This window comes from Streptomyces sp. NBC_01233 (assembly GCF_035989305.1).
Lineage (GTDB): Bacteria > Actinomycetota > Actinomycetes > Streptomycetales > Streptomycetaceae > Streptomyces.
This window is the reverse complement of the sequence record NZ_CP108514.1, coordinates 4,926,207-4,950,097: the sequence shown is the minus strand read 5'-3', so window position 1 is coordinate 4,950,097 and position 23,891 is coordinate 4,926,207. Positions and strand designations below refer to the sequence as shown.

Annotated in this window: 25 protein-coding genes; 9 read left to right on the top strand and 16 right to left on the bottom strand. The window is 68.5% G+C overall.

Annotation, left to right across the window (positions count from 1 at the left end; all coding sequences use genetic code 11):
* Positions 1-52 precede the first annotated feature (52 nt).
* The 3 genes from OG332_RS23420 to OG332_RS23410 all read left to right on the top strand — a co-directional run bounded on the left by OG332_RS23420 (position 53) and on the right by OG332_RS23410 (position 4,615).
* Positions 53-1,684 (top strand): Eco57I restriction-modification methylase domain-containing protein, encoded by a 1,632-nt coding sequence (locus OG332_RS23420; protein WP_327415309.1) that lies wholly within the window; start codon positions 53-55, stop codon positions 1,682-1,684.
* Between the two features lie 988 nt (positions 1,685-2,672).
* A complete protein-coding gene (locus OG332_RS23415) occupies positions 2,673-3,863 on the top strand; it encodes an IS110 family transposase (protein ID WP_327415308.1) in 1,191 nt (396 codons plus the stop codon).
* A gap of 98 nt (positions 3,864-3,961) precedes the next feature.
* On the top strand, positions 3,962-4,615 hold the full coding sequence (locus OG332_RS23410) for a hypothetical protein (RefSeq protein WP_327415307.1): 654 nt from the start codon (positions 3,962-3,964) through the stop codon (positions 4,613-4,615).
* 225 nt (positions 4,616-4,840) lie between these two features.
* On the opposite strand, the gene OG332_RS23405 is transcribed toward OG332_RS23410, so the two are convergent.
* The 4 genes from OG332_RS23405 to OG332_RS23390 form a co-directional block, all read right to left on the bottom strand.
* On the bottom strand, positions 4,841-5,797 hold the full coding sequence (locus OG332_RS23405) for a recombination directionality factor (protein WP_327415306.1): 957 nt from the start codon (positions 5,795-5,797) through the stop codon (positions 4,841-4,843).
* A 76-nt stretch (positions 5,798-5,873) separates the two neighbouring features.
* Positions 5,874-6,299, bottom strand: a complete 426-nt coding sequence (locus OG332_RS23400) for a hypothetical protein (protein ID WP_327415305.1) — start codon at positions 6,297-6,299, stop codon at positions 5,874-5,876.
* Between the two features lie 932 nt (positions 6,300-7,231).
* The gene (locus tag OG332_RS23395; protein WP_327415304.1) at positions 7,232-7,459 is read right to left on the bottom strand and encodes a YozE family protein; all 228 of its coding nucleotides are present in this window, start codon (positions 7,457-7,459) and stop codon (positions 7,232-7,234) included.
* A gap of 201 nt (positions 7,460-7,660) precedes the next feature.
* Complete coding sequence (locus OG332_RS23390) at positions 7,661-8,374, bottom strand: creatininase family protein (protein ID WP_327415303.1); 714 nt, start codon at positions 8,372-8,374, stop codon at positions 7,661-7,663.
* A gap of 181 nt (positions 8,375-8,555) precedes the next feature.
* On the opposite strand from OG332_RS23390, the gene OG332_RS23385 reads away from it, so the two are divergent.
* Positions 8,556-9,260 (top strand): restriction endonuclease, encoded by a 705-nt coding sequence (locus tag OG332_RS23385; RefSeq protein WP_327415302.1) that lies wholly within the window; start codon positions 8,556-8,558, stop codon positions 9,258-9,260.
* Between the two features lie 39 nt (positions 9,261-9,299).
* On the opposite strand, the gene OG332_RS23380 is transcribed toward OG332_RS23385, so the two are convergent.
* Genes OG332_RS23380 through OG332_RS23345 form a run of 8 tightly spaced genes read right to left on the bottom strand, consistent with a single transcriptional unit; the run spans position 9,300 to position 16,450 of the window.
* Positions 9,300-9,893 (bottom strand): histidine phosphatase family protein, encoded by a 594-nt coding sequence (locus OG332_RS23380; protein WP_327415301.1) that lies wholly within the window; start codon positions 9,891-9,893, stop codon positions 9,300-9,302.
* A complete protein-coding gene (locus OG332_RS23375) occupies positions 9,886-10,647 on the bottom strand; it encodes an SDR family NAD(P)-dependent oxidoreductase (RefSeq protein WP_327415300.1) in 762 nt (253 codons plus the stop codon). The genes OG332_RS23380 and OG332_RS23375 overlap by 8 nt, the downstream gene beginning before the upstream one ends.
* Positions 10,632-11,768 carry a hypothetical protein gene (locus tag OG332_RS23370; protein WP_327415299.1) on the bottom strand — a complete coding sequence of 379 codons (1,137 nt, stop codon included), beginning with the start codon at positions 11,766-11,768 and terminating at the stop codon, positions 10,632-10,634. Before OG332_RS23370 ends, OG332_RS23375 begins: the two co-directional genes overlap by 16 nt.
* Positions 11,765-12,922, bottom strand: a complete 1,158-nt coding sequence (locus OG332_RS23365) for a glycosyltransferase family 9 protein (RefSeq protein WP_327415298.1) — start codon at positions 12,920-12,922, stop codon at positions 11,765-11,767. The genes OG332_RS23370 and OG332_RS23365 overlap by 4 nt, the downstream gene beginning before the upstream one ends.
* Positions 12,919-13,494: a phosphoribosyltransferase family protein gene (locus OG332_RS23360; RefSeq protein WP_327415297.1), complete on the bottom strand. Its 576-nt coding sequence runs from the start codon at positions 13,492-13,494 to the stop codon at positions 12,919-12,921. The genes OG332_RS23365 and OG332_RS23360 overlap by 4 nt, the downstream gene beginning before the upstream one ends.
* 41 nt (positions 13,495-13,535) lie before the next feature.
* Positions 13,536-15,335 (bottom strand): DUF4254 domain-containing protein, encoded by a 1,800-nt coding sequence (locus tag OG332_RS23355; protein ID WP_327415296.1) that lies wholly within the window; start codon positions 15,333-15,335, stop codon positions 13,536-13,538.
* On the bottom strand, positions 15,332-15,979 hold the full coding sequence (locus tag OG332_RS23350; RefSeq protein ID WP_327415295.1) for a hypothetical protein: 648 nt from the start codon (positions 15,977-15,979) through the stop codon (positions 15,332-15,334). The genes OG332_RS23355 and OG332_RS23350 overlap by 4 nt, the downstream gene beginning before the upstream one ends.
* Positions 15,980-15,982: 3 nt before the next feature.
* Complete coding sequence (locus OG332_RS23345) at positions 15,983-16,450, bottom strand: NUDIX hydrolase (RefSeq protein WP_327415294.1); 468 nt, start codon at positions 16,448-16,450, stop codon at positions 15,983-15,985.
* 215 nt (positions 16,451-16,665) lie between these two features.
* Here OG332_RS23345 and OG332_RS23340 point away from each other — a divergent pair, with 215 nt between their 5' ends.
* From OG332_RS23340 to OG332_RS23320, 5 genes are all read left to right on the top strand, one after another.
* Positions 16,666-17,799 (top strand): helix-turn-helix domain-containing protein, encoded by a 1,134-nt coding sequence (locus tag OG332_RS23340; RefSeq protein WP_327415293.1) that lies wholly within the window; start codon positions 16,666-16,668, stop codon positions 17,797-17,799.
* Between the two features lie 25 nt (positions 17,800-17,824).
* Positions 17,825-18,394 (top strand): isochorismatase family cysteine hydrolase, encoded by a 570-nt coding sequence (locus OG332_RS23335; protein WP_327415292.1) that lies wholly within the window; start codon positions 17,825-17,827, stop codon positions 18,392-18,394.
* 4 nt (positions 18,395-18,398) lie between these two features.
* The gene (locus OG332_RS23330) at positions 18,399-19,301 is read left to right on the top strand and encodes an FAD-dependent oxidoreductase (RefSeq protein WP_327415291.1); all 903 of its coding nucleotides are present in this window, start codon (positions 18,399-18,401) and stop codon (positions 19,299-19,301) included.
* Between the two features lie 39 nt (positions 19,302-19,340).
* A complete protein-coding gene (locus OG332_RS23325) occupies positions 19,341-19,745 on the top strand; it encodes an NUDIX hydrolase (RefSeq protein ID WP_327415290.1) in 405 nt (134 codons plus the stop codon).
* Positions 19,746-19,945: 200 nt separating this feature from the next.
* Positions 19,946-20,515 (top strand): DUF4240 domain-containing protein, encoded by a 570-nt coding sequence (locus OG332_RS23320; RefSeq protein ID WP_327415289.1) that lies wholly within the window; start codon positions 19,946-19,948, stop codon positions 20,513-20,515.
* Here the strand turns inward: OG332_RS23320 and OG332_RS23315 are convergent.
* The 4 genes from OG332_RS23315 to OG332_RS23300 form a co-directional block, all read right to left on the bottom strand.
* On the bottom strand, positions 20,512-21,012 hold the full coding sequence (locus tag OG332_RS23315; RefSeq protein WP_327415288.1) for a hypothetical protein: 501 nt from the start codon (positions 21,010-21,012) through the stop codon (positions 20,512-20,514). The two genes, OG332_RS23320 and OG332_RS23315, sit on opposite strands and share 4 nt — an antisense overlap.
* Before the next feature lie 125 nt (positions 21,013-21,137).
* On the bottom strand, positions 21,138-21,491 hold the full coding sequence (locus tag OG332_RS23310) for a hypothetical protein (protein ID WP_327415287.1): 354 nt from the start codon (positions 21,489-21,491) through the stop codon (positions 21,138-21,140).
* Between the two features lie 114 nt (positions 21,492-21,605).
* Complete coding sequence (locus tag OG332_RS23305) at positions 21,606-23,324, bottom strand: relaxase/mobilization nuclease domain-containing protein (protein ID WP_327415286.1); 1,719 nt, start codon at positions 23,322-23,324, stop codon at positions 21,606-21,608.
* The gene (locus OG332_RS23300; RefSeq protein WP_327419350.1) at positions 23,321-23,662 is read right to left on the bottom strand and encodes a plasmid mobilization relaxosome protein MobC; all 342 of its coding nucleotides are present in this window, start codon (positions 23,660-23,662) and stop codon (positions 23,321-23,323) included. Before OG332_RS23300 ends, OG332_RS23305 begins: the two co-directional genes overlap by 4 nt.
* Positions 23,663-23,891 lie beyond the last annotated feature (229 nt).

Sequence of the window (23,891 nt, the reverse complement as noted above, 5' to 3'; positions counted from 1 at the left end):
GAAACGGTAAGGTAGACTTGTTACTTCAGTAACTGAAGCGAAAGAAGATTCGATGCGGACACGGGACGAAGTAAGCGATGACAAGCTGCGTGGGGGGTTCTACTCGCCTGATGTCCTCGTCGAGCTCTGCATTCGCCGGTCCGCCGAACTGCTCGACGGTCGATCGGATCTCCGAGTGCTCGAGCCGTCCGCTGGAGACGGTGCCTTCCTCCGGGGAATCGGGCGCAGCGACATTGCTCGCCGCATCCAGACGGTCGAAGCCGTCGAGATCTTCGCCGAGGAGGCCGCCAAGGCGGCCGACGCGTTGGATTCAACAGGCATGCAGGGGCGAGTGGTCAACCAGAACGTGCTCCAGTGGTCGCAGGGACGAGACTCCGACTTCGACTGGGTACTTGCCAATCCGCCCTACGTGCGGTTCCAGTTCATCTCGGACGAGGACAAGCAGCGCGCCAAGGAGATCAGCTCCGGGCTGGGCGCAGCGGGGACATCCGTATCGAACCTCTGGATCCCCGTCTTCCTTCTGTCTCTCTCGAAGCTGCGTGACGGCGGCGTCTTCTCCGTCATTCTCCCGACCGAGTTCCTGACCGGCATCTCGGCGAACGCTGTCCGCAACTGGCTCCTGGCCAACACGACCGACCTCACCATCGATCTCTTCGAGCCGGGCTCGTTCCCCTCGGTCCTGCAGGAGGTCCTGATTCTCAGCGGCCGTGCATCGAAGGGGGCCACCGCTCCTTCGACCATCCAGTTCCACGACCACAACGGCGACACCCGATCCTGGTCGCACATGGTTGCGCCGGCTGCAGGCACCTGGACCAACTACCTACTATTGCCTGATCAGAACGACGCTCTGACTGCCGTCCAGTCGATCTCCGCAGTGAAGTCGCTCAGCAGCGTCGCACGGTTCAGTGTCTCGACCGTCACGGGCGCGAACGGCTACTTCTGCGTCGATTCCGCGAAGGTCAAGGAGTACGATCTTGAGGAGTGGGCGATCCCGCTGCTGCCGCGGTCGCGCCACGCGGGGGGTCTGGTCTACACCAGCGAGGAGCAGCAAGCTCTGGCCGACGCCAGCCAGCCTGCCTGGCTCCTGAGCTTCGCAGCGACCAAGTCCTCGCCGGAGGCTCACGAGCTGGCGCAGCAGTACCTCGACGGCGGCGTTCGCCTGGAGATCGACCAACGTTTCAAGTGCCGCGTGCGCGCGCCCTGGTACAGGGTCCCGGTTGTGCCAGCCGGCGACCTGCTGCTGTCCAAGCGGTCCAACCGCTACCCACGCGTGATCTCCAACCACGCGAAGGTCGTGACGACCGACACCATCTATAAGGGGCAGATCCTCGCGGGTTCGCCGATCACGGCAGACGACTTCACCGCGGCGTTCCACAATTCGCTCACGATGCTCTCTGCGGAAGTCGAGGGGCGAAGCTTCGGCGGCGGCGTTCTCGAGCTCGTGCCCAGCGAGGTCAACGCGCTGCAGGTTCCGATCGTCCCCGGCGCTGCTTCCGAGCTGGCGAAGCTCGATAAGATTTCCCGCGCCTCTGATGACCCGGAGGCCCTGATCGAAGCTACCGACGAGGCGCTCACTCGACTCATCCCGGCGCTCAACGCGCAGACGATGAGCGCCTTGAGCGATGCACGCCACACGTTGATGAACCGCCGGCTGCAGCGCACCCATTCGAAGTTCTACGGCTGAGACCGCGTTTGAGCCCGAGACCACGCGACGAAGAGGGCCCCGACCAGGAACCGGTCGGGGCCTTCAACTGCGTTGCTAGGAAAAGGCGGAGGATACGAGACTCGAACTCGTGAGGGGTTGCCCCCAACACGCTTTCCAAATGTTCGTACGGGGGTCCGGCGGGGGTCGCGCCCGTCCTGACCTGGTGCGGAGTGTTCGGGATGGCCTCGTCCGGACGGGGCCGAACGGCGGTGAATGAGACCAGAACTGAGACCACGAAGCTGGGTCGTCTGTCAGGTCGGCAGCCCGATCCTGTAGCTGGTCAGGGGCCTGCGGTGGCCAGATCGACGGTACTCGGCTCGCACAGGGTTTCGTACTGACAGTGAGGCGTTGGTGAACCTCCCCAGGGCATAGGGACTTGTGATGGGGCTGAGCCCCTCGATGTTCCGGAGGGGGAGGACGTGTCGAAAGCCGAGTTTGGGGCGCTCATCTTCGCCGCTTGGACAATGTCGATATGGGCCCTGACCATGACGGCAACGTCGCAGCGCCGACGTAGCAGAACGCTCCTGGAACGGATCTGCTGGGCTCACGCGCGGGCACACGCGAGACGGCGCCGCGCTCACCTAGTGCGCCAGGTTCGCGACAGCTCCTTGGCGACGCGTCCAGACCGTCCGACGCTGGACTACTTGCAGCGCGAAGACGTCCTGTATCAGGCGTCCCGGAGGGCACTCGCCCTCAAGATGGTCGTCCCCGTCGCCATGTCCGTCTCAGCGGGTCCTACGTTGTTGTGCGGGTTGGACGGGCCAGTCGTAAGGTCCAGAGATCCAGAGACGCCGGGTATGGCTTTCAGCGGGTTGCACTCGATGGTTACCGCCACCTGGCCGCCCGGCGTCTCACGACGACTCGGCCGCTGATTAGGAGCTGCGAGCCCTGCGGGGCATCGCTCAGTAGGACCACGCTGGCGAGGTCGTCCGGACCATAAGCGCACATCGAGCGACCGGAGGAACCCGTGGCCCGGATCTGGGCAGGAACGGACATCGGCAAGAGCCACCACCATTGCGTGGTCCTGAACGCCGAAGGCGAGCGACTGCTGTCGCGGCGCGTGCTGAACGACGAGCCGGAGCTTCTCTCTCTCCTCGGGGACGTCCTGGCTCTGGACGAAGACGTGGTCTGGGCCGTCGATGTCGCCGACAGCACGGCCGCTTTGTGGATCAGCGTGCTGCTCAACCACGGCCAGCGGCTCGTCTACATTCCGGGCCTCGCGGTCAACCGTGCGTCCGCCGGCTACCGGGGCATGGGCAAGACCGACGCCAAGGACGCCACCGTTATCGCCGACCAGGCCCGAATGCGCAGGGACCTGGCTGTCCTGCGGTCGGAAGACGAACTCACCATCGAGCTGAAGATACTCACCAACCGGCGAGCCGACCTGAACGCCGACCGCACCCGCCGGATCAACCGTCTGCGTGGTCAACTCAACACCATCTTCCCGGCATTGGAACGCGTCCTTGATCTGGGCAACGTCGGCCCGCTGATCCTGCTGACCGGCTACCAGACCCCGGCTGCCCTGCGGCGCGTCGGCCGCAAACGGCTGGAGACCTGGCTGCGCAATCGCAAGGTCCGCAGCCCCGAAACCCTTGCCGCAGCCGCTCTGGAGGCTGCCGAGCGCCAGGCCACCGCCGTCCCCGGGGAGAAGATCGCCTCGCAGGTGATCCACACCCTGGCGAAGGAGGTGATGAGCCTCAATGAGCAGATCGCCGAGATCGACAAGCTCATTGCGGCCCGGTTTCGCGAACACGACCTGGCCGAAGTGATCGAGAGCATGCCCGGCATCGGCCCCTTGCTGGGTGCCGAGTTCCTGGCCGCCACGGGCGGCGACATGAGCCGCTACGCAGACTCCGGCCGTCTGGCCAGCCTGGCCGGGGTCGCTCCGGTCCCACGCGATTCCGGCAACGTCAGCGGCAACCTGCACCGGCCCCGGCGTTACCACCGCGGCCTGCAACGCGTCTTCTACACCTCCGCGCTCATCAGCATCCGCAACTGCGACGCGTCGCGGCGCTTCTACGAACGCAAGCGCGGCGAAGGCAAACGGCACACCCAGGCCGTCCTCGCGTTGGCGAGGCGACGGGTCAACGTCCTCTGGGCCTTGATCCGTGACGGACGGTGCTACGAGCATGGACTCTCCGCTCCTGCTGCCGCTTGACAACCTCATTAGGAGGTGGCGCCCTTGCCGCAGCCATCCAACACACAAGCTGGCACGTCTGGCGCGACGCCGTCGCCATGGGGGTCTTGGTGACGCCCATGTTGATCACTGCTGTGATCGCCTCGCTTGTCGCGAACCAAGGCATGCAACGGTGGACAACCGAGGCCATGACGGTCACGGTGCGTAGGGCCTATGAGGCACTTCTCCAGCCTCTGGAGGTAACGGGGAAGGAGCCTCCGACGGCATCGCCCTTCAACTCTCCGCACGTTGCGGCAGTGCAAGCGTTGGAAGACTTCGCCATCGCGCTGGAGAGGTATGCCGTGCAACGTGCGCTTCCTGATGGCCGTAACCCCATGCCCCAGGTCGTGGCTCGGTTCGCAGCAGCCGCTGCCCTCGTGCGTGAACTCCGGGACGGGGTTGAGCTTGATCGGATCGACGGTGCGAAGCGTGCTCTGCTCGAAGTGGAGCGAATCCTGAAAGTGCTCGCCAGCGGCCGGCTGCAAGATCTCGCACCTGGGGACGTATCCGCCGACGGGCTGTTGCACAGTCACCGCGAGCGCAGAGCATGGCGGCAGCAGGTGCTGCGGGGATCTGCGTTCACCTTGTGTCTCGCCGGCATCGTCTTTGCCCTGGCTTCGTCAGCTGTGGGCGTCGCCCTGGCCACGGCCGCCGCGGCGGGGCTAGTGGTCACCTGGGACAAGATCCTTCGTCTCTCCACCAGCTCGGACGCGAATAGGCCAGCGAGCACCTGACCGCTGATGGCCGACTCGGATCGGGGAAAGCCAGTTTTTGCGTCCACTTCGCCTGTCACTCGGCGCGGTGAACGGCCTGGGGAAGGGCAATCAGCGGCATCGGGAGCGTTGGACGGAGACCTACGAGTCAGGGTGCCTCCCGGTGGACTTAGCGGCTGGCCAGCGGCCGTCTTGAGACCAGCCTGTGCCAGCTGCTGTTGATCACTGCGAGACGGTCGGGGCCGATCAGGTGAGTGCCGAATCCCTGCCTTGGAGTGCTCGCCCCGCGATGGCGGCGATCTGTCCGACCTGCTCTCGCAGCCGGAAGAGTTCTGCGGTCTGCTGCCGTCCCGCCACGATCTCGGACAGGGCGGCGATGACCGTTTCCTCGTGAACGGTGGTGCCGAGCACCTCGGCGGCCTGGCGGAGCAGAGCGGCGCTCACGCTGACCGAGTGGCTCGACTCCATCGCGGACGGGATGGTGGGCTCAGGGGCCGGCCTGGCCTTGCGGCGGAGTGGGGGTGGCGCCGGAGTGGGCGTGAGTTCGGCCACCTGCGGGGGTTCGATCATCACCGTATCGGGGCTGCCGAGCACTGTGACCACCGGCTTTCGATAGCAGACACCTCTACCCATCTTGGTGGTGTAGACGACGAGCTCCAGCGTGAGGTCGCAGATGGCCGGGCCGTTGACTCGCTTCAGCGCGTCTGTCAGGTCGGAGAGCTGCGCGGCCATCTGCCATGAGCTGGTCATGAAGTGGAACTCGCCGAGCGCGGGTTCTGCCGCGATCCGGAAGGTGAGGCTGATGGACGGCGTCGGGCCGCGGCCCTCTTTCGCGGCCACCTTCCGATCCTCGAATACTGGAGGGCAGCCGCATGGCTGGCCCTTCTTCTCTTCTGGCGACAGGAACTCCAAGCCGTCACATTGGTGGGTGATCCCCTTACTGCCCCAGAGGATCATGTGAGCCGCCACTGCGTCAGGCCCATCAATGAGTACGCGTACTGTCTCAACCTTTGTCAGGACTTCGTGGGCAAGATTTCCTCCCCCCTCGTTTGGCTGAGGCTGACCGCCCAGAAGGTTGGCGATGCGGGCGGCCACCTCTGCGTCGTCGGTCGTGACACGCCAGGCGTCCAGGGCCTGAGGGCGACCCTCAGCCAGACGTCCTGTACGGAAGCTACCGACTGGGACGGTTGTGCTCTGCGTCATTCGGGTTCCTCGGTGGAGCGGAGTGTGGACACGGCAGCCGGGACGGACGGGGGTAGTGAGGGCACCCGGGCGCTCTCTAGCGGTGCAACGTTGGGGGTACGGTCGGCACGATTCGCCTGCCGAGGGACTCACCGGCGCCCTCAAGCACCTTGCTCCAGTCCGTGTGCGCTAGCCACGACTTGCCCATGAGGTGCGAGGTCCAGACGACGAGGTCTGCCCAGCTACGGCAGCGGTGGACCTCGATCGCGTACGCGTTGGCGTCGGGCGCCGGGTCGCAGGCAGCATGGTGAACACGCCAGGGAGCTGGTTCTGGGTATGAGAGGAGGCTTGAAAAGGAGTAGGTCTGCAGCCTGTCTGTCGCTGGCTTGGCCTCCAGCTGCTTCCATGCGCGGACGTTGATCGTGTGCTGGTCAACCTCCGCCATGTCAACCCAGAGGCTTCCCTCACCGTCGGCGACGGCTTGCTTGCATTCGTCGCAGATGGCGATCAGTTCATGCGCCATGTTTCGTCCTTGAGGTCCATGCCATCGAGGGCGGCCGTACGCGAGCACCATGCCTGCTGAAGGGGTCCCGCCCCACGATCCGGCGGTGTTCGCGATCGACTTCCACGCTGCCGGCGCCTGGGCGCCATAGCGGCGACGGTGCTGTTGACCAGTCTGGCACTTCGGGACGAAGAGCCTGGACGGTCTCTTTACCCATTCCGTGGTTCGCGCCTCCGCAAGAGCAGTCGCATGGTGCCCCCGGTGATGCTCCTGCGCAGCTCATCGAGCCGCAGAACGGCGTGCCGTCCTCGGCAGAATGCTCTCGGCAGAGCCTGGGTGAGCATGAGGTCTGCAGGTACCAGTCGAGGCACGCTATGCCGCCGGTGAGCTCGCGGTCGAGGACAGCGAGCATGACGGGAACCATGTCGTCGAGTGTCGTGAGCGCGCTCCAGTAGGACACGGGTGCGGCGTTCCCGATGATGAAGTCCCGGTATCCAGATCCGAAGGTGCGTGCCGTGGAATGGTCGCTCACGGCGCACATATCTGTGCTGAGACCGAGCGGGCGGTAGTTGCCGATCGCCAGGGAGTCGTCGGACAGACGAGCCCACCTACTGCCGACCAGTCTGCACTCGAATGTGCCGCCACGAATCTCCTCCCACTCGTGGATCATGCCGAGGAGGACGGTCTTCGTGTCGCGGCCATCCGTAAGTCGCCGCTGGTTGGTGGGGGCCTTGGACAGGGCGCGAGTGGCCGCGTCCTCGGCCTGGTGGGCTTGCCCTTTCCGGGAATTCACCCTGTTGCGCGACAAGTTCAACTGGCTCCTCTCGGCCTCACGCAGGTTGTCGGATCGCACCGGAGATTTCAGTCAACGTGGCTGTGACTTGGGTGGCTGGAGTCTCCGTGCGGTGGCCCAGATAAATGGCACTGCACGGAAGACTTCAGCCCGCCGAGGTTCACGTCCGGATCTCGTCGTAGTGGTTCCACGCCTTCTCAAGGGCATCCAGCGCACCGTCGGAAGCGTTCATGGAGTCGAGATACTCGTTGTAGAGCTCGAACGACTCCGGTTCGCCCGTGGGCCATCCGTCGTCGTCTCGTGCGTCGCGGGCGAGGTCGCCGATGGCCGACTGCTCGCTGACGTGGTGCATGAGCCAGGCTCGGAAATCGCTCGGCCCGTTAGACATGCGTGCCCCCTGAGGCTTCGTGATGCCGGCCCTTGAACGGCATCCCTTGCTCAACGCCTATCACGCACCGACGTGTTTGGTGCAGTAACTGAAATATCGATGAAATCCTTCGTGCGTGACTGAGGTCTTCCGTGCGGACCGACGAAGGCAGTAGCGCTGCTCGTACGCCCGACTCCCGAAAGTACCTCCGGCTGCGTCGGTTCAATCAGACGCGTGGAGCACGCCGAGGTGGTTCGCGAAGCTCTCGCGAAGGCTCTCCAGGACGGCTTTGCCCTTGTCCGCAGAAGCAAGCGAAGGGAATCCGATCACACCTGTCTCCGTGTAGTTGCTCGTCCCGTGCACGAGGAGAAAGGGACGTCCTCCGCCGTCGTGGTCCGCGTCGCTATATCCCTCACGGACAAGATCGGGAGCGGCATGGAGCAGGATCGACGTCTCGATCTCGCCAGCGTGCATGTCCGCGTGCCTGTCGGATTCCAGGCCGCCGTACTCACGGGCTCGGTCCCAGTCGAGGCCGAGGGGGAAGAGGGATGCTGCAGGGCCGTTGACGTTTGCTTCCTGAACTACGTTCGACAGAACGTAGTTCCCGCCGTGGCCGTTGACGATCACCAGCTTGTGGATGCCGGATCGGGCGAGGGAGGTGCGGATGTCGTCGATCACGGCGTAGAGGGTCCGGGCGCTGATGCTGACGGTTCCGGGGAAGGCCGCGTGCTCGTGGCTGCAGGAGATGGTGATGGGCGGGAGCAGGTGGACGGGGTAGGCGGCGGCGATCTCCTGGGCGATGACGCACGCGATCGCTGTGTCAGTGATCAACGGGAGGTATGTGCCGTGCTGCTCGAAGGAGCCGACTGGGAGCACGGCGACGCGGGGCTGTAGCTCCTGGACATCGGTGCTTGTGGCGGTCGGCAGCAGGTTCATGGTGTTCCCCCTTGGCGGCCCGGTGGGCGTAAGAACCGATTGTGCTGTGCCCCAGTCAGAGCGCTATGCGGTATCCACCGATTGGGAGCCCAGGCAACGAGACCGGCCATTGGCCGAACTGCGCCCTACTCGGATACCTCGCCCTTTCCGAGACTGCTGCTTTGGAGGAGGAAGGGGCGCCATGGCAGCGGCACGGAAGCGGCGAGGAGCAGCGGCTCGGAAGCGTCGAGAGAGGCGACTCCGGGTCGGTGTCATCGCCGGGGTCGTAGGCGGCGTTGTGCTGGTGGCCTTCTGGAGCGTGATCTGGCCCTACCTCGTGAGTGCGCTCGTTCTCGGAGGCGTTGCCGGCAGTGGGTGGTGGTTGTGGCGCACCGATCGGTTCATCAGGGGCGGGGATCGGCAGTGGCGGCATGACGAGGCTGTGAAGGCAGGGCACCGGACGCTTGCCGAGGTCGACGCGATGACAGGGACGGAGTTCGAGCACTTCGTCGTGGAGCTGTGCCGGCGCGATGGATGCACGGACGTGCGGAAGGTCGGCGGCTCTCACGACAACGGGGCTGACGTCCTGGGGATCCTTCCCGATGGGCGGAGCATGGTGATCCAGTGCAAGCGGTACACCCCCAAGAGCAAGATCCCCAGCCGGGAGGTCCGGGACCTGCTCGGTGCGAAGGTGCACTTCAAGGTCGACGTGGCGATCTTCGTAGCCACCACGTACTTCAGCGGGCCCGCTGAGAAGTTCGCCACGGAGAACGACATCCTCGCCGTCCATCGCGATCACCTCGGGCTGTGGAACAACGGCGCCTCGTTGCTGTCGCTCGGCGCGGTGAACGGGCTAGGGCAAGGGGATCGACAGCATCGGGCGCGCTGGAAGGAGACGTACGAATAGGAGGGCCTCCCGGCAGGCGTAGTGGCGGGGGGCAGCCACTTACTGGGCAGGCCGCTGAAGGCCGGGTGCGGCTCGTTGATGGGCGGGCAGAAGGCGGAGTTCGGCGAAGTGCCAGGGCGTCTTCGCGGCGGTGGTGAAGGCAGCGGGGCCATCTGGGAGGTGTGTGAGGACGCCCAGGAGGAGGGTGTGGGAGACGGCCAGGAGGGGGCCGTGGCGGCTGGCGGTGTGGTGGAGGAATGCGGCGCAGTGGCGGGCGCGGGTGTGGAGGTCGGTGAGGCTTTCGCCGTCTTCGCAGCGTAGGAAGGGGTTTGCAAGGCGCCGGGCTCGCCAGGCGCGGTAAGCGGGCGGGTAGGTCTCGGCGGTGCGGCCGAGGACGATGCTGGGCGCGCGCCATTCGGCGAGGAGGCCGGAGGTGGCGACGATGGGCAGGCCCGTGAGGTGCGAGACGAGGGTGGCGGTCTGGCGGGCACGGGGGATCGGGCTGGTGACGATCGCGGTAATGCCCTCGGGGAGGGGGAGGGACCGGCGTACCTGCTCGCGGCCCTCCTGCGTGAGGGCGGCCTCGTGCGGGGCATGGTAGCCGGGGCGGTGGCCTTCGTAGGTGCCGTGGCGCATGAGCCAGATGTCAGCCAAGGATCCAGCCTCCGTCGATGCGTAGGGTCTGGCCGGTGATGAAACCGGCGTCGTCGGTGGCGAGGAAGGCGACGGCCGCGGCGACGTCGTCCGGGCGGCCCCGGCGCTTGACGCACTGGCGGGCGAGCTGTCGGACGGTCATGGCCTCCGCGTCGTCGACGACGGTGTCCTCGGCGGGGACGCGGATGGAGCCGGGGGCGACGCAGTTCGCTGTGATGCCGACGGGGCCGAGTTCGCGGGAGAGGGCGCGGGTGAGTCCTTCGAGGCCGGCCTTGGCGCTGATGTAGCCGGCGAGGTCATGGCGGCCCGCCGCGGAGAGGACGGAACCGATCGTGATGATCCGGCCCCAGCCGGCGGCCGTCATGGCGGGGGTGAGCTCGTGGGTGAGGAGGTAGTGGCTGGTCAGGTTGGTGGCCAGGGCCTCGTCCCAGTGGGCCGGTGTCGTCTCCATCCACGGCTGGCGGGGGTAGGCGCCGGCATTGCTGACCAGGATGTCGATCGGGCCGAGCCGGTCGTGGGCCTGGTGGGAGAGGGTACGCACGGCCTCGGCGTTGCGGACGTCGGCTGCCAGGGGGATCGCGGTGCCGCCGCCGTCGGTGATGTGGGTGGCGAGCTCGGCTGCGGCCTTGTCGTCGTGGAGGTGAGCGAGGGCGACGGTGGCGCCGTCGGCGGCGAGTCGGCGGACGATGGCCGAGCCGAGGCCGCCGGTGGCTCCAGTGACGAGGGCGGTACGGCCGTTCAGGGGGCCAGACATGGCGACTCCAGCGGGTAGAAGTAGGTGGTCGGGTCGAAGGTGGGGCTCATGGCCTCGGCGAGCCGGGCGAAGAGGACAAGCCGGTCCTCGGGTGCCAGGTCGGCCAGGTTGTAGACGCCGAGGATGCGCATGGCCAGGTAGGGCCGGAGCAGGTTCGCCAGATCCGTGCCGGGCCAGAGGCGGTCGGCGACCGGCCGTACGAGCTGGTTCCAGTACGCGGTCACGGCAGCTCGCCGGCGAGCCGAGAGGCGCGGGGTGTAGTCGATGTGGATGGTGCTGGTGGTGTGGTCGACGGCCGCTCGTCGGATCTCGGGGGTGTTGGCCGGGACGTGGGCGAAGGCGGCGGGGTGGTCGGCGAAGGCGGTCGGGTTGTACGTGGGTACGAGCCAGCCGCCGAGGGCGGAGGCGTACCAGAGGAAGTTGGCGAACTCGCCCGGGATGCTGTTCATTCCGGCGGTGTCGTAGTCGAACCAGGCGAGCGGGTGGGCGAGGTTGACGTCGGTGGGGTCGCCCTGGGTGAGGGCCGCCCAGACCGGCTCGCTCGTGGCGAAGTGGGCTCGGAGCCAGCGGAGGGTGGCGGCCCAGTCCAGGTGGTGCCGAAGGCCATTGATGGTCAGGGTGTAGGTGCCGAGGCGAGAGACTGGGATGTCGATGAGGCCATCGGCGATCAGGAAATCCTTGCCGGCGTAGTACGTGTCGAGTCGGCCGCCGGGGGCCGCACGGTCCCAGTACAGCTTGCGGACGACGTGCACCGGATCGGCCGGCCATGCCGTCCCGAGGATGACCTCGCGATACGCGGCCGTGAGCCGGTCCATGTAGGTGTGGAGGTCGCTGCTCGGCTCGTCCGCGTTGAGGAGGTCGAGCAGGAGGCCCTGGTCCGTGCCGCCGGGCAGGCGTTCGTACGCGAGGAGGTGCCCGCCGGGCACGCGCAGGTGGGCGTGGCAGGCGGGGACGCGGTAGTGCCGGGCCAGACGAGCGTGGCCACGGATCTCCTCGCGGGCTTCGGCCGCATCGCGGGTGTACTTCAGGAGCAGCGGGCGGCCGAGGAGGTCGACGGGGCAGAGCAGGTTGCGGGTGAAGCGCCGTACCGGACCGAACCGAAGGAGAGGCCGGATGGTCATGGCCTTACCCCGTCGAGGAGTTCCAGGCCGATCTGGGCCAGCGCTGTGGGCGGGAAGGCGTCCATGTGCACGTCCGTGTCCGGGGCGATGGAGTCGCGGACGGGGCAGAGGTCGCCCTGGTGCATGCGGTCGGACAAGTCAGTAGCGACGGCGTGGTGGTGCGGCAGGCCGGCGCGCCACTTGCTGTGGCTGTGGCGCGCGTACAGACCGATGACCGGCCGGCCGCTGTACTCCCTGCCGCGCGCCATCGCAGCGAGGTGGGTGAGACCGGTGTCGTTGCCGACGATGAGGTGGCAGTGCGGGAAGAGGTCGGCGAGGTGGTCGGCCGGCATCCCGTCTAGGCGGAGGACCTGCACATGGCGTCGAGGGGCCTCTGCGGTGATGCGGAGGCCCTCGCCCGGGTTACCGCCGATGAGCAGCAGCCGGGCCTGGGTCTGCTGGGCCTCGGCGATGTGCTTGGCGAGCTCGACGTAGCGCTGGGTCGTGTAGTCCTTGCGCTCCGGCCAACTGGTGGCGGTGATGGCCCCGATGGTCAGGCCGCCCAGCCAGCCCACCGAGCGCAGTTCCTCCACGAGGTTGGTCGGACCGGTCGCGAAGGTGGGAGCGAAGGGTGCCGTGCCGGGCAGACGGATGCCGAGGCGGCGCTCTAGCGCCAGGTAGTGGCGGGCGGGCAGGTCCGGGTGGGCACGGCCGTCGGTCGACCAGCACGGTGGGGCAGCCGGGTCCAGCACCAGGCACACCGCCGCTTCCGAGCCGTGGGACTCGATTCCCGTCCGGTCTCCGATCACTGCACGCCAGCCGCTGGGCGTGGCGGCCTCGGGCGTCGTGATCAGCCCGGCGCGGGCGATCAGCCCCGCGTACGGACCCACCGCCCGAACGGCCACGCGAACCGACCGCAGCCGCAGCCAGTCGAGGACCGCGCGGACCCCAGACAGCGCGAGGAGAGAGTCGCCGAGCTTCCCCTCGAAGGCCACCACGACCTCACCGCACCCGCTCAGGCGGTGGACGAGCTCGGCGGAGGCGGCCAGCGGGAGCGGTGCGCCGATGGGAACGCTGTCACGGTCGTACCCGAGCGGGGTGGTGTGCACGGCCCCGGCGGGGATGACCAGGGAGCCGTGGTGGAATCGGATCCCCGCCGGGGCGACTGCTGTCACGCCGTGCCCTCGATTGTGGTGAGCGAGACCAGCGGCAGACCGAGGTCGGCGAGCAGGTCGCGGGCTCCGCGGGTGGTGTCCTCCACCAGGCAGGCCGCCGCCAGCGGGACGGCGCCAGCCTCGCGGAGGCGGCGGGTGAGGTCGGCCAGGGTCCGGCCGGTGGTGATCTCGTCGTCCACGATGACGATGCGCTGTCCGGGGGCGATGCCGTACGCGAAGACGTCGGTGCGCATCGCGTGGGGCTCGCTGAAACGGACCGCGCCGTCGAGCGGGAGGTGCAGCTTCCAGGCGATCTTGTACGGGAGGTGGGCGGCGCCGGCGAGGGAGACGGTCGGCAGGATGCCGCCGGCGTCCAGGCCGAGGAGGAAGTCCACGGAGTCGAGTCCGTCCGGCACCTGCTCCTGGAGCAGACGCCACAGGTCGGCTCCGGTGTTGGCGAGGGTGTCGGGGTGGACCGGGTCCTCCAGGCCGTCGAGGGAGTGGACGACGCGCTCGCGGCGACTCGTGGCTCCGACGCTGAGCCGTTCGACGATCCGGGCGGAGAAGGCGGGCACGGCGATGGTTTCGGGCATGGCGAAGCTCCTGTCGGATGGAGAAGGGGGAAGAGGGCTGTTCAGGCCGCGAGCTGGGCGGCGTACCAGGCGAGGAGCTGATCGACTGCCGCGGTGACGGGTTTCAGGACGAGCTCGGTGTCGTTGTCGCGCCAGGCACTGGCGATCTCGGCCAGGGAGGGCGCCGGCACGGCGGGCAGGCCCGGCATGCGGGAGGCCGCGGCGAGGATCCGGTCGGGCCCGCACTCCCACTGGTTGTGCTCACGCAGGAGGAGGCGGCAGGCCAGCACGAGGTGCTTGTAGAGCTGCCGCAGAGTCGTCGGACCCGCGTCGGCGCGCAGGCGGCGCATGGTCAGGATGACCTGGGGGAGTTCGCGGACGGCGGCGAGCGCGAGCTCGTCTCGGCTGATCGTCGGCAGTTCGAGGTCGGGTGCGGCGTGCAGGACGGGGCTGCCCTGCTGGAGCTGGTGGAGGACGAACGCCAGGCGCGGGGTGAGGCGCCGGCCGGTCAGTTCGCCGGGGGTGACGAGGGTGGGGCCGAGGGAGGCCACACCGCCCAGGGCGGTCCGGTACTGCTCCAGGGCCTCGTGGACCCGGCCGATGGTCTCGTGTTCGGCGATCACGAGGAGGTCCAGGTCGGACCAGCCGGCGATCCAGCTGCCCTCGCCGGGGCTGCCGGTCAGGGCGGCGAGCCTTACGCCGGGGCCGTAGGCCCGTACCGCGTCGGTGAAGTCGGCCGTCGCCGAGGCGATGGCAGCCGGCAGTCCCAGTCCGTACGGGGTGGCCACGCGCAGTGGAGTGGCGGTGGGCGGGGCGGCGATGCGCCGGAGGCGGGCGCGAAGGGCGGCGATGCTGCCGGTGTTGTCGATGACGTGGTCGGCGAGCGCGGCGACCTGGTGGGCGCCACGGCTCATCTTGATCTCGTCCTTCGCGGCGACGGCCTGGGCCGGCGTCCCGGACCGCTCGACGCGTACGGCGAAGGAGGCGTCCAGGTAGACGATCTGGAGCGTGTCGCCCATGAGTTGCTTGAGCTCGGCGATCGAGGCGTCGTCGTGGACGGACTCGATGGTGAACAGTCTCGTGTCGACGTGGGCGTCCGCGAAGCGGTTCAGCTCGCCGAGCAGCAGTTCGGCCTGCCGACGGGCCGACAGCGCATACGGGTCCGCGAGGCCCCCCCGGTGGGCCGCCTGCCGCAGCAGGAAGCCGATCTTGAGGCGCTGGGCACCGCACGTGCGCTGGACGAACTCGGCGCTGGTGCTCTTGCCGCACTCGCTCAACCCACCGAAGGCGAGGACCCGGCGCAGGTGCCGACTCGGCTTGATCTCCGCGGGGGCGGCGTCGTTCCGGCCGTACAGCTTGAACCGGGCCGGTACGGGAAGCCGGCGGCGGCCGGCGACGACGTCGGAGATCAGCGCATCGAGGGCGGCGCACAGCTCCTCTCGCTGGCCGTGGAGGGCGGGGACGCGCCGACGGGCCAGCTCGTCCCGGGTCGCCGCCCGCTCGCTGTGCCAGATCCGCAAGGTCAGCACCGACAGGCGGTCGACGACGGAGGCGAGCGTCTCGGTGTGCGGCGGCGCGTCGGCGCGGCCCGCGTCCGCCAGCGAACCGAGGACCTCGTCGGCCCGCTCGGCGAGCACGTTGCGTTCGGCGTTGAGCTGGTCGATCTCCCGCTTGCAGTCGGCGACCTGGGCGGCGGAGAGTAAGGGGCCGCGCACCCGGTCCTCGGTGTCCCACAGGCGTCCGTTGACGGTGTGGAGCCGGGTGACGGTGTCGTCCAGGCGGTGCAGGTCCTTGTCCTGGAGCGTGGCTATGGCGCGGGCGAGGCCGGGCGGCAGGACCAGGGGCGGGGAGTTCTGGGTCATCGGGGACTCCCATCAGTGAGCGGGCTGAGGCCAAGGCGATCGACTACGTCGCTGTGTACGTCGTCCAGGAAGCGGTCCTCGCAGTCCACGACCGCGGTGTACGCGCCGTGGTCGGCCTGGTGGAGCAGGACCGCGTGCAGCGTCTTCTGGTAGGCCGGGTAGATCCCGGTCCACGGGCGGCCCTCGCGGGCGCTGGTTATGGCGTAGCTGCGCTCGGCGTCGAGGGACGGGAGCAGGAGGATCGAGGTCTCCGGTGCGGTGGCTCGCGCACCGGCGATGCCCGTTACGGTCTTGAACGCCTCGCCAACCGTCAGCCCGTCCTTGACCACGCAGGTCGCGGTGGCCACGGCGAGGAGCATGGGCAGGCCCCGGTCGAGCAGCCCCGTGTGCCCGGCCTCGCGTGCGACGGCCCGCTTGGCGTGGCCGACGAGCAGCATCTCGGTCAGCTCGACGGTCGTGGACGTCTCGAACCACCACCGGGCGTAGTCGCCGGCGACCACCCGAGCCCACGGCTCGGGGTCGTGCTCGTGGACTGCGCCCAGCGGCTGGAAGCCGTCCCAGCGCTTGGCCAGCCGCACCAGGTGGGTCGTCTTGCCCACGTTGTCAGGGCCGTTGAGGCTGACGAAGTCGGGGACCTGCGCCATCGCTCACGCCTCGCGGATCGGGGTGTCGAGGACGGAGGCGATCGCGTCCGCGTTCGCGGCGATGAAGTCGGCGAGCTCCGGTGGCATCAGGTTCAGCTCGCGGACGGCCTCGGCAGTGAACGGCACCCGGACCACCTCGTACCCGCCCCGCTCCGGCTTGGCGAACTCCGTCCCCGTCCGCGCGGCCAGGTCCATCGACTCCAGGCGCGCGGCGAAGATGTGCTGCACGCCGACGCCGCCCTCCAGCTCGTCGGTGATCAGGTGGACCATTTCGGCGCGCTCCAGTTTGCCGCCCAGCTCCTCGAACACCTCGCGGTGCAGGGCCGCCTCGATGGTCGCGTCGTCCGCCTCGACCCCTCCGCCGACGGTCACCCAGTACGGGTCCCTTCCGGGCTTGGTGCGCTTGATGAGGATGAGCTCGTCGCCGTCGAGGAGGATCGCGCGGGCGTTGCGCTTGACGATGTCGGTCATGCCGTTTGCTCCTTCTGGTGGTGGTGCAGGGAAGAACGGGCGGAGGGCTGTCTCGTCGCGGCCGGCGCCTCCCCGAACCGATGAACTCAGCATGGTGCAGGTAGGTGACGGCGTGTGACGTACACGTGCTGCAGCAATGCCGCACCACTGCTGAAGGAGGCTGACTACGCTGGCCGTTTCGGCGTTCCACCGGGTGACGGACAGGGGGTACGACGGTGGTCACGGTGCAGCGATGGTCCGGCCGGGAAGCCCGGCTGTTACGCGAGGCCCTGCGCATGAGCCTGCGGGACTTCGCCGCCTACCTGGGTGTAAGCGACCGGACCGTGTCGAACTGGGAAGGCGGCGGCGCGAGTTATCAGCCTCGTGGTGAATCCCAGGCCGTTCTCGACACCGCGCTCGGCCGCGCGTCGGACGACGTGAAGGCCCGGTTCGCGGCAGCACTGGGAACGAACGGCGCTGCTCCACCCGTGACAGGCCGGATCGGAGTCGACTCCCACAAGTTCCTGCCGGTGTTCATCGGTGCCGAGCGCGCCGACCGGCTCCGCGCACACATGACGCCGAGCGCGGGCGACCAGTGGCTAGAGTCCTCTTCGGTCCGCGTGAACCACCCCGAAGCGCAGGACTGCGTCCTGCACGTCTTCGCATGCGGGGCCGCCGTCTTCCACCTCGTCCAACCGCACGAGCCTCCCGCGCTCACCGACCTTGCCGTCTGGCGCTACCGCTCGTACGCCTCCGACCTGCCCTGGGCACGGAACAAGCTCCGCGACCTCCTGGACGAAGACCACGACCGCGTCCCCAACCCCGAGTACGTCCTCTCCCTGTACTGGCTCACCTCCGCACCCTGGGCCGGAGACGCCTACGACACCGCCCTGCGCCTGCTATCCACGCCCTCGGTCTTGGTCGACCGCGGTGCTCCGGGCGGGCCCACGCCGCTGGACGGCACGGTCGAGACATCGCTCCTCGCCACCGGCTTCGACCACCCGGACATCGTGTCCTTCGGCGTACGGGGAGTCTCCACCGGATACGCCGGCTGGTCCGGCGTCGCCTACGCCTCCCACTCCCGCGAGCGCGGCCTCACCGTCGACGAGCTGGTCGCCTGCGAGCTGACCGTCCAGGCCCTGTGGTGCTTCACCCGCCAGGTCCAGCAGATGATCGAGGACGGCCAGGATCCCTCCATGCCGGAGCAGTACGGCTGGCGCTTCCTGCGCGCCGCCTCCTCCCGGCTCACCACCGCCCGCGCCCAGGAGACCGCGCAGCACGTCCTCATGCGGGAGGCCATCATGAAGACCAGCGGTCTGGCTGAAAGGCTGCGCGCTGCACAGGACGCTCTGCGCGAGAGCGTCGGCTGAGAACACGGGGCAGGAGAGACAGCGGATGGACATCGACAGCGCCGCACTGGTCGTGATCGACATGCAGAACGGCTTCGTGAACCACCACAGCCGCCACGCCGTGCCCGCGGTCTCCGACCTGGTCGCCCAGTGGTCCGCCGCCGGCCGACCCGTGATCTTCACCCGGTACTTCAACTATCCGGACAGCCCCTACGAGCGCTTCTTTCAGTGGCGCCGACTCCAGGAAGCGCCCGAGACCGACATCGTCCCCGAGCTCGCCGAGGCTGCCGCCCGCGCACACGCGGTCGTCGACAAGACCGGGTACACGCTCCTCACTCCGGAGGCCGCCGAACTGATCCGCCGGGCCGGCTGGACCGACCTCGTCTTCTGTGGGATCGCCACCGAGAGCTGCGTCCTGAAGTCCGCCGCCGACGCCTTCGAGCACGGCTACGCGCCCTGGATCGTCACCGACGCCTCCGCGAGCGACGCCGGTCCGGACGTCCACGAGGCCGGCCTCGTCGTCGCACGCCGCCTGATCGGAACCGGCCAACTCGTCACCAGCGACCACGTGATGAGCCAACTCACTGCGTACGCAAGGACCCCGGTGCTGGAATAGCCCCATGGCCGACACGCTGTACGACACCGACCTGATCATCATTGGCGGCGGCCCGGCCGGCTGCGCCGCCGCTCGCATGGCCGCCAGTGTCGGCATGCGCTCGATCCTGATCGAGCCGGACCAGCTGTGCCGCAACCTCTACCGGATCCCGGCCCTGAACAACGTCCTCGGCGGCTACACCAGCGGCCCCGAGCTCGCCGACTCCATCGTCGCGGAACTGAAGAGCACGGAGCTGTGCCGTCTCGAACTCGGCCGGCACGTCACCGCACTCCACGCCGACGACGACCGGGTGACCGCCACGGTGGACACCGGCAGTCGTCTCACCGCCCCGTACGCCATCGTCGCCACCGGCGTCGGTCCCCTCCAGCCCCGCGATGCCGCCTGGATCACCGCCCCCGAGGGCCTGACCCTGCCCCCGCTCTGGCAGGCCGAGGCGGACGACGCCGAGGGCCGCACCCTCCTCGTCCTCGGCGGCGACCGCCCGATCGGCACCTTCCTGCGCGCCCACCCGACCACCGACACCCGCCTGCTCGTGGCGTACCCGGCGACCGACGCGTACAAGATCGAGGAGATCCGCGAGGACCCCCGCGTCACCCTCCTCCCCGTCGAGCACCTGATGCTGACCTGCGGGGAAGGCGCGGAAGCGGTGGACCAGGGCGGCGTCCGGCGGGCGATCACGGCGGACGCCGCCTACCTCAGCATCGGCAACGCGCCCACCGCCCCACCCGGAGACCTGACCCGCGGCACGGACGGATACTGCCCGCCCACCGACCAGCACCCCCGCGTCATCGTGGCCGGCGACCTCCGCTCCGCCCGCTTCCAACGGATCATGACCGCCCTGGGCTCCGGAAGCGAGGCCGCCCTCCACGCCTACTACGCGGCCAGGGAACTGCTCTCTGAGGGCTGAGGCATACGGGGCGGCGACGGCGTTCGGAAGGGAACCTCTATGACCAGTCGGGGCAAGGCGGCGGTCGCCGCAGCCGTCATCGTTCAGGAGGGGCGGGTTCTTCTCGTACGACGGCGTGTGGCGGAAGGCGCACTCTCGTGGCAGTTCCCGGCCGGGAAGATCGAACCGGAGGAGACCCCGGCAGAAGCCGCAGCACGTGAGACCGAGGAAGAGACCGGACTCCTCGTCACCCCGCAGAGAGCACTGGGACAACGGGTGCACCCCATGACGGGCAGGGAGATCCACTACGTCGCATGCCGTCCCGTCGGTGGCGAGGCGATCATCGCGAGCGAGGGCGAAGTGGCCGGCCTGACCTGGGCCGCGCACAGCGAGATTCCGCAGTACGTGCCGTACGGGCTGTTCGATCCGGTGCAGGACTACCTCGACGAGGCTCTGCTTGGTTGAACCCTGCAGGGCCGACGTTTCTTGAGACGTAAGGGGCGTGTTGCTGGTGCAGCAGGTTTCACCGCCGCCGTCACACTCACCGCAGTAGACGTCTGGCTTCCCGCCGCTGGCGGGCGGGAGAGATGCGAAGGACGTACCCGGCCGGGCGGAGAGGAGAACTCTCACCGGCGGTGTCATACAGAGATGGCAGAGTGCCGGCCATGGACATCGACCGGTTCTGGCAGCTCATCGAATCTGCTCGTTCTTCCGCGACCGTCGTCGGCAAGCCCCTCGACGAGGTGCTGGTGGGGCTGCTCGCCGAACGCTCACCCCAGGAGATCCTGGAGTATGCGGAGCGGTTCGACGAGGTACATGACGGTCTGTACCGATGGGGCATCTGGGCCGCCGCGTACCTCATCGGCGGAGGGTGCTCTGACGACAGCTTCATCGACTTCCGGGCCGGGGTGATCGCCCTGGGCCGCGAGTGGTACGAGCGGGTCGCCGCCGAGCCGGACAGCCTTGCCGGCCACCCTGCCGTGGTGGAAGCGATACAGGATCACCGCGACGAGGCCCTGTTCTACGAGGAGATGAACTACGTGGCCGGCGGCGCGTTCGAGCTCCTCACCGGAGACTCGGACGCCTTCTACGAAGCCTGGGCCGAGTACAAGCCGGCCGATGAACACGTAGGCACGGAAGCCGACATGGGCGAGGACTTCGACTTCGACGACACCGAGGAGATGCACCGACGGCTTCCCCACCTCGCACGGCTGTCTCTCGGGCCGAATGTTTAGATGTAGTCGAAGTACCGAATCCACCAGTCGACTCGCTCGCCGGGACGGTACGAGGTCAGGGGGCTCAGGCCGTCGTACGGTCGGGTGAGCAGGCGCTCGGGGACCGGTACGTAACCCAGGTCTGTGAGAGCGCGTTCGACTGTCCGTAGGTCGGTGATGTCGAGCGCGCCTGCTTCTACCGCCTCCTCGGTGTCGGAGTAGACGCCCGGGTTCTCTGCGGCCACGACCGCCATCGATCCGAAGTTGCTTACCGAGACGACGATCCGCTCCCCGCACACCGTGGCCTCCGCAGGCACCTCAACCCTGGCATGCAGGCTCGCGTCCTGCACCTGGCGATCGGCCGTGCAGCGGGTATCGAAGTCGGTGTCCAGCTTGGCTACCAGTTGTTCGAACAGCGCTCGCGTCGCCACGTGGTCGTAGCCAGGCGGATGCTCCACCAGCTCCGGATCGTCCAAGCGATGTAGGAGGGCGTTCAGGTCGGCATCGCTGTACGTCATCCGCCCATGATGCTGAAGCCGCCACAAGCAGTACAGCTCGGTCGCAGGCAGAGGGGTACGGCCGGTGGCAGGTAGCGCTCCCGGTCACCGGCCGTCGATTCTTTTATCTGGTGCCTTTTTCGTGATCAATCCTTCGTTTCGACACCCGCGACGGCGATGCTCTCCAACCGGCCGTACTCCAGCATGTCCTCGTGGGTCATGAAGGGGATGAGGACCTTGCGGTTCGGGATGACGTACTTGAACAGCAGCTCGGCCAGCTTCACTATGGCTTCATCTGCTTCGGCTTCGGTATCGGGGTTGTCGACGTGGGCGCCGGCGGCCTGGAGTTCTTCGATGGTTGCGCCACGGGCGATGGCCTGCTCCTCCTTGGTGAAGAGGCGTCCATCGAGATGGCGGAAGACCAGGGAATCCTTCGGACCCTTGAAGTCCATGTCGAAAAGCAGCGCCATGACGTGGGGGCGAGGGGTGGAATCGGGCATAGAGGTTCTCCTTCAAGAGGGACGAGACGAATACCGATGCGTCTATGGTCCGGAGAACCGCCGGTTAGGCTAACCGGCGATCGTCGGTTATATTCCCCGGCTCGGCTTTGCGGTTCAGCGCCGACGCGGGGAAATGTTCGCGGGCCTGGTTCCGATGTGGGCGGAGTGTCCTGGCGCGGGGGCGGCGAGGGCGCCGCCAGCTCGTCGGTCCTGGGAGTTCCGGGGATCGGCGGGGAGGTCGGCCATCCGTCGCAGCCGCCATACGAGTACGTCACTCGCCCGTTCCGCTGTGTCCAATTCCCGTCGGGCGGCTGCCCGGGTGAGCAGGGTGGTGGGGTCGTGGCCGGTGATTCGGGCTTCGTGGAGGGTGGCCGCGAGGGCGGGCCAGCCGGGTTCGGCGAGGATCCGGTCGGCTAGTGCGGGCAGGGCTTGGCGGACGGTGGTGGCGTGGTGGTGTTGCCATGAGGGGGCCAGGCGGCTGCCCTGCTGGTGGAGCAGGGCCATGGGGCGGTCGGCGGCGGCCGGGTAGGCGGCGCGTAGGTGTGTGGCGGCCCGGTGGGCGGCTTCGGCCTGCTGTGCGTGCTGTTTCCTGGCGTGCCAGTGGGCGGCGGCGGTGATCAGGAAGAACAGCATGTCGATGACCATGGCCGTGGTGGCGCCGTCCTCGCCTCGGCCGAGGGCCGGGCCGCTGTGGACGAGGTCACGGGCGGCTTGGCGCAGGGCGTGATCGTGGCCGCGTGCGGCGCGGACATGAGAGCGGGAGGCCCGTTCGAACACGGTGGCGGCTGCCTGTAGTTCGTGACGGGTGTGGGCGGCGGAGGTCTGGGCGAGGGCGTCGAGGACTTCCCCGGTGGCGGCGACCTGCGCGGCAATGACGCCGTCCTCGCCCTGGTCGACGACGAGCAGCGCCTGCCAGGCGGCGGTAGTGGCGCGCCGGCGTGCGGAGGCTGGCCCGGTGACCGACGGCAGGGCCGGCTGCTGGGTGGCGTCGTCCGAGGTTGGGGTCCAGCGTTCGCGGATGCGGGGCAGGGAGAGGTCCGGGGCGAGCTTCGAGCCGGAGTAGAAGATCGGCTCGCCCTTGGCATTGCGGTCGCCGGGCAGGGCGACGGTGTAGCCGAGAGTGTCGCCCGACGGCGCGATACGGCGCCGGACGAGCAGGCCGGCTGCGGTGAGGCGGTCGAAGAATTCCTCCTCGCCCGCCGTGCCGGCCGCCGAGCGACGGACCTCTTCCCGCAGCTCCTCGCGCGGGGTGCGCTGCCGACCGCGGCGTTCGGCCTTGTGGCGCTCGGCGCTGGTGGGCCGCTTGGCAGCGGTGCCATCGCCCGGCTTGATTCGGCGCAAGCCGTAGTCGGCCTCGATGGCGCGGGCCTCGGCTTGGGCGCGACGGGCCTCGTTGTGCAGGCGGGGCCGTCGGCCGTCGTCGCGGACCAGGGTGGCGATGATGTGGATGTGGTCGTCGGCGTGGCGGACGGCCGCCCACCGGCATGCGGCATCGTCGCCGTCGGAAGCAATGCCGGTGGCGGCGACCATGCGGCGGGCTATGGCGGCCCAGTCGTCGTCGGACAGGATCGGGTCTTCGGGGCTGGCACGTACGGACAGGTGCCACACATGCCTCTTGGGCCGCCGGCCTGCGGGCAGGGCGTTGACAGGCTGGTCGAGCAGCCGCTGGAGCTGCCCGTAGGTGGCCTGCGGGTCGCGGCCCGGGTCGGGGATGAGCGGGTCGAAGGCGGCCACCAGGTGCGGGTCGGTGTGCTCCTCGTGGGTGCCGGGGCCGTACAGGTAGCGGATCAGCCCGATCGTCTCGCTGCCCCGCTTGTGAATGCGGGGGATCACGCTGGGGCACCGCCGTCCCGATGGGCGAGCAGAGCATCGGTGGCATTCTCCATGCGACGGGCCGCGCGCAGGACGGCCTGGGCGGTGGCATCGAGGTGGGTTGCGTCGGCGCCGGAGTTGAGGGCCTTGGCGACCTGGTTGAACAGGCCGTGGATGCGACCCAGGTGTCGACGGGCGGCGAACAGCTCACCGATGACTTCCCGTTCGGTGGCGATCTCGGCGGCGGTGCGGGTCAGGTCGCGGGCGGCCTTGTCGACGGCGTAGGCGAGGAACGCGGCGTTGGTCATCTGGCACTGAGCGGCTGCGTCGGTGAAGCGCTTGTACTCGGCGTCGTTCATGCGGCAGCTGGGCTGGTGCAGGCGCTTGTGGGGCTTCGGCTGACGGGCGCGCTGACGCCGCTGCGAAAAGGGCTCGGCCTGCCGTCCCCCTCCAGGCTGCGGTCCGCCCTCGGTCGCAGCCTGCCGGTCCGGCGCCCCCTGGCGCAGGACCGTTCCCGCCACCCCCGGGGCGGGAACTCCGGGAGCATTGCTCCCGGTACAACTTGCTCCGCTGTGGGCTGGGGTGGCC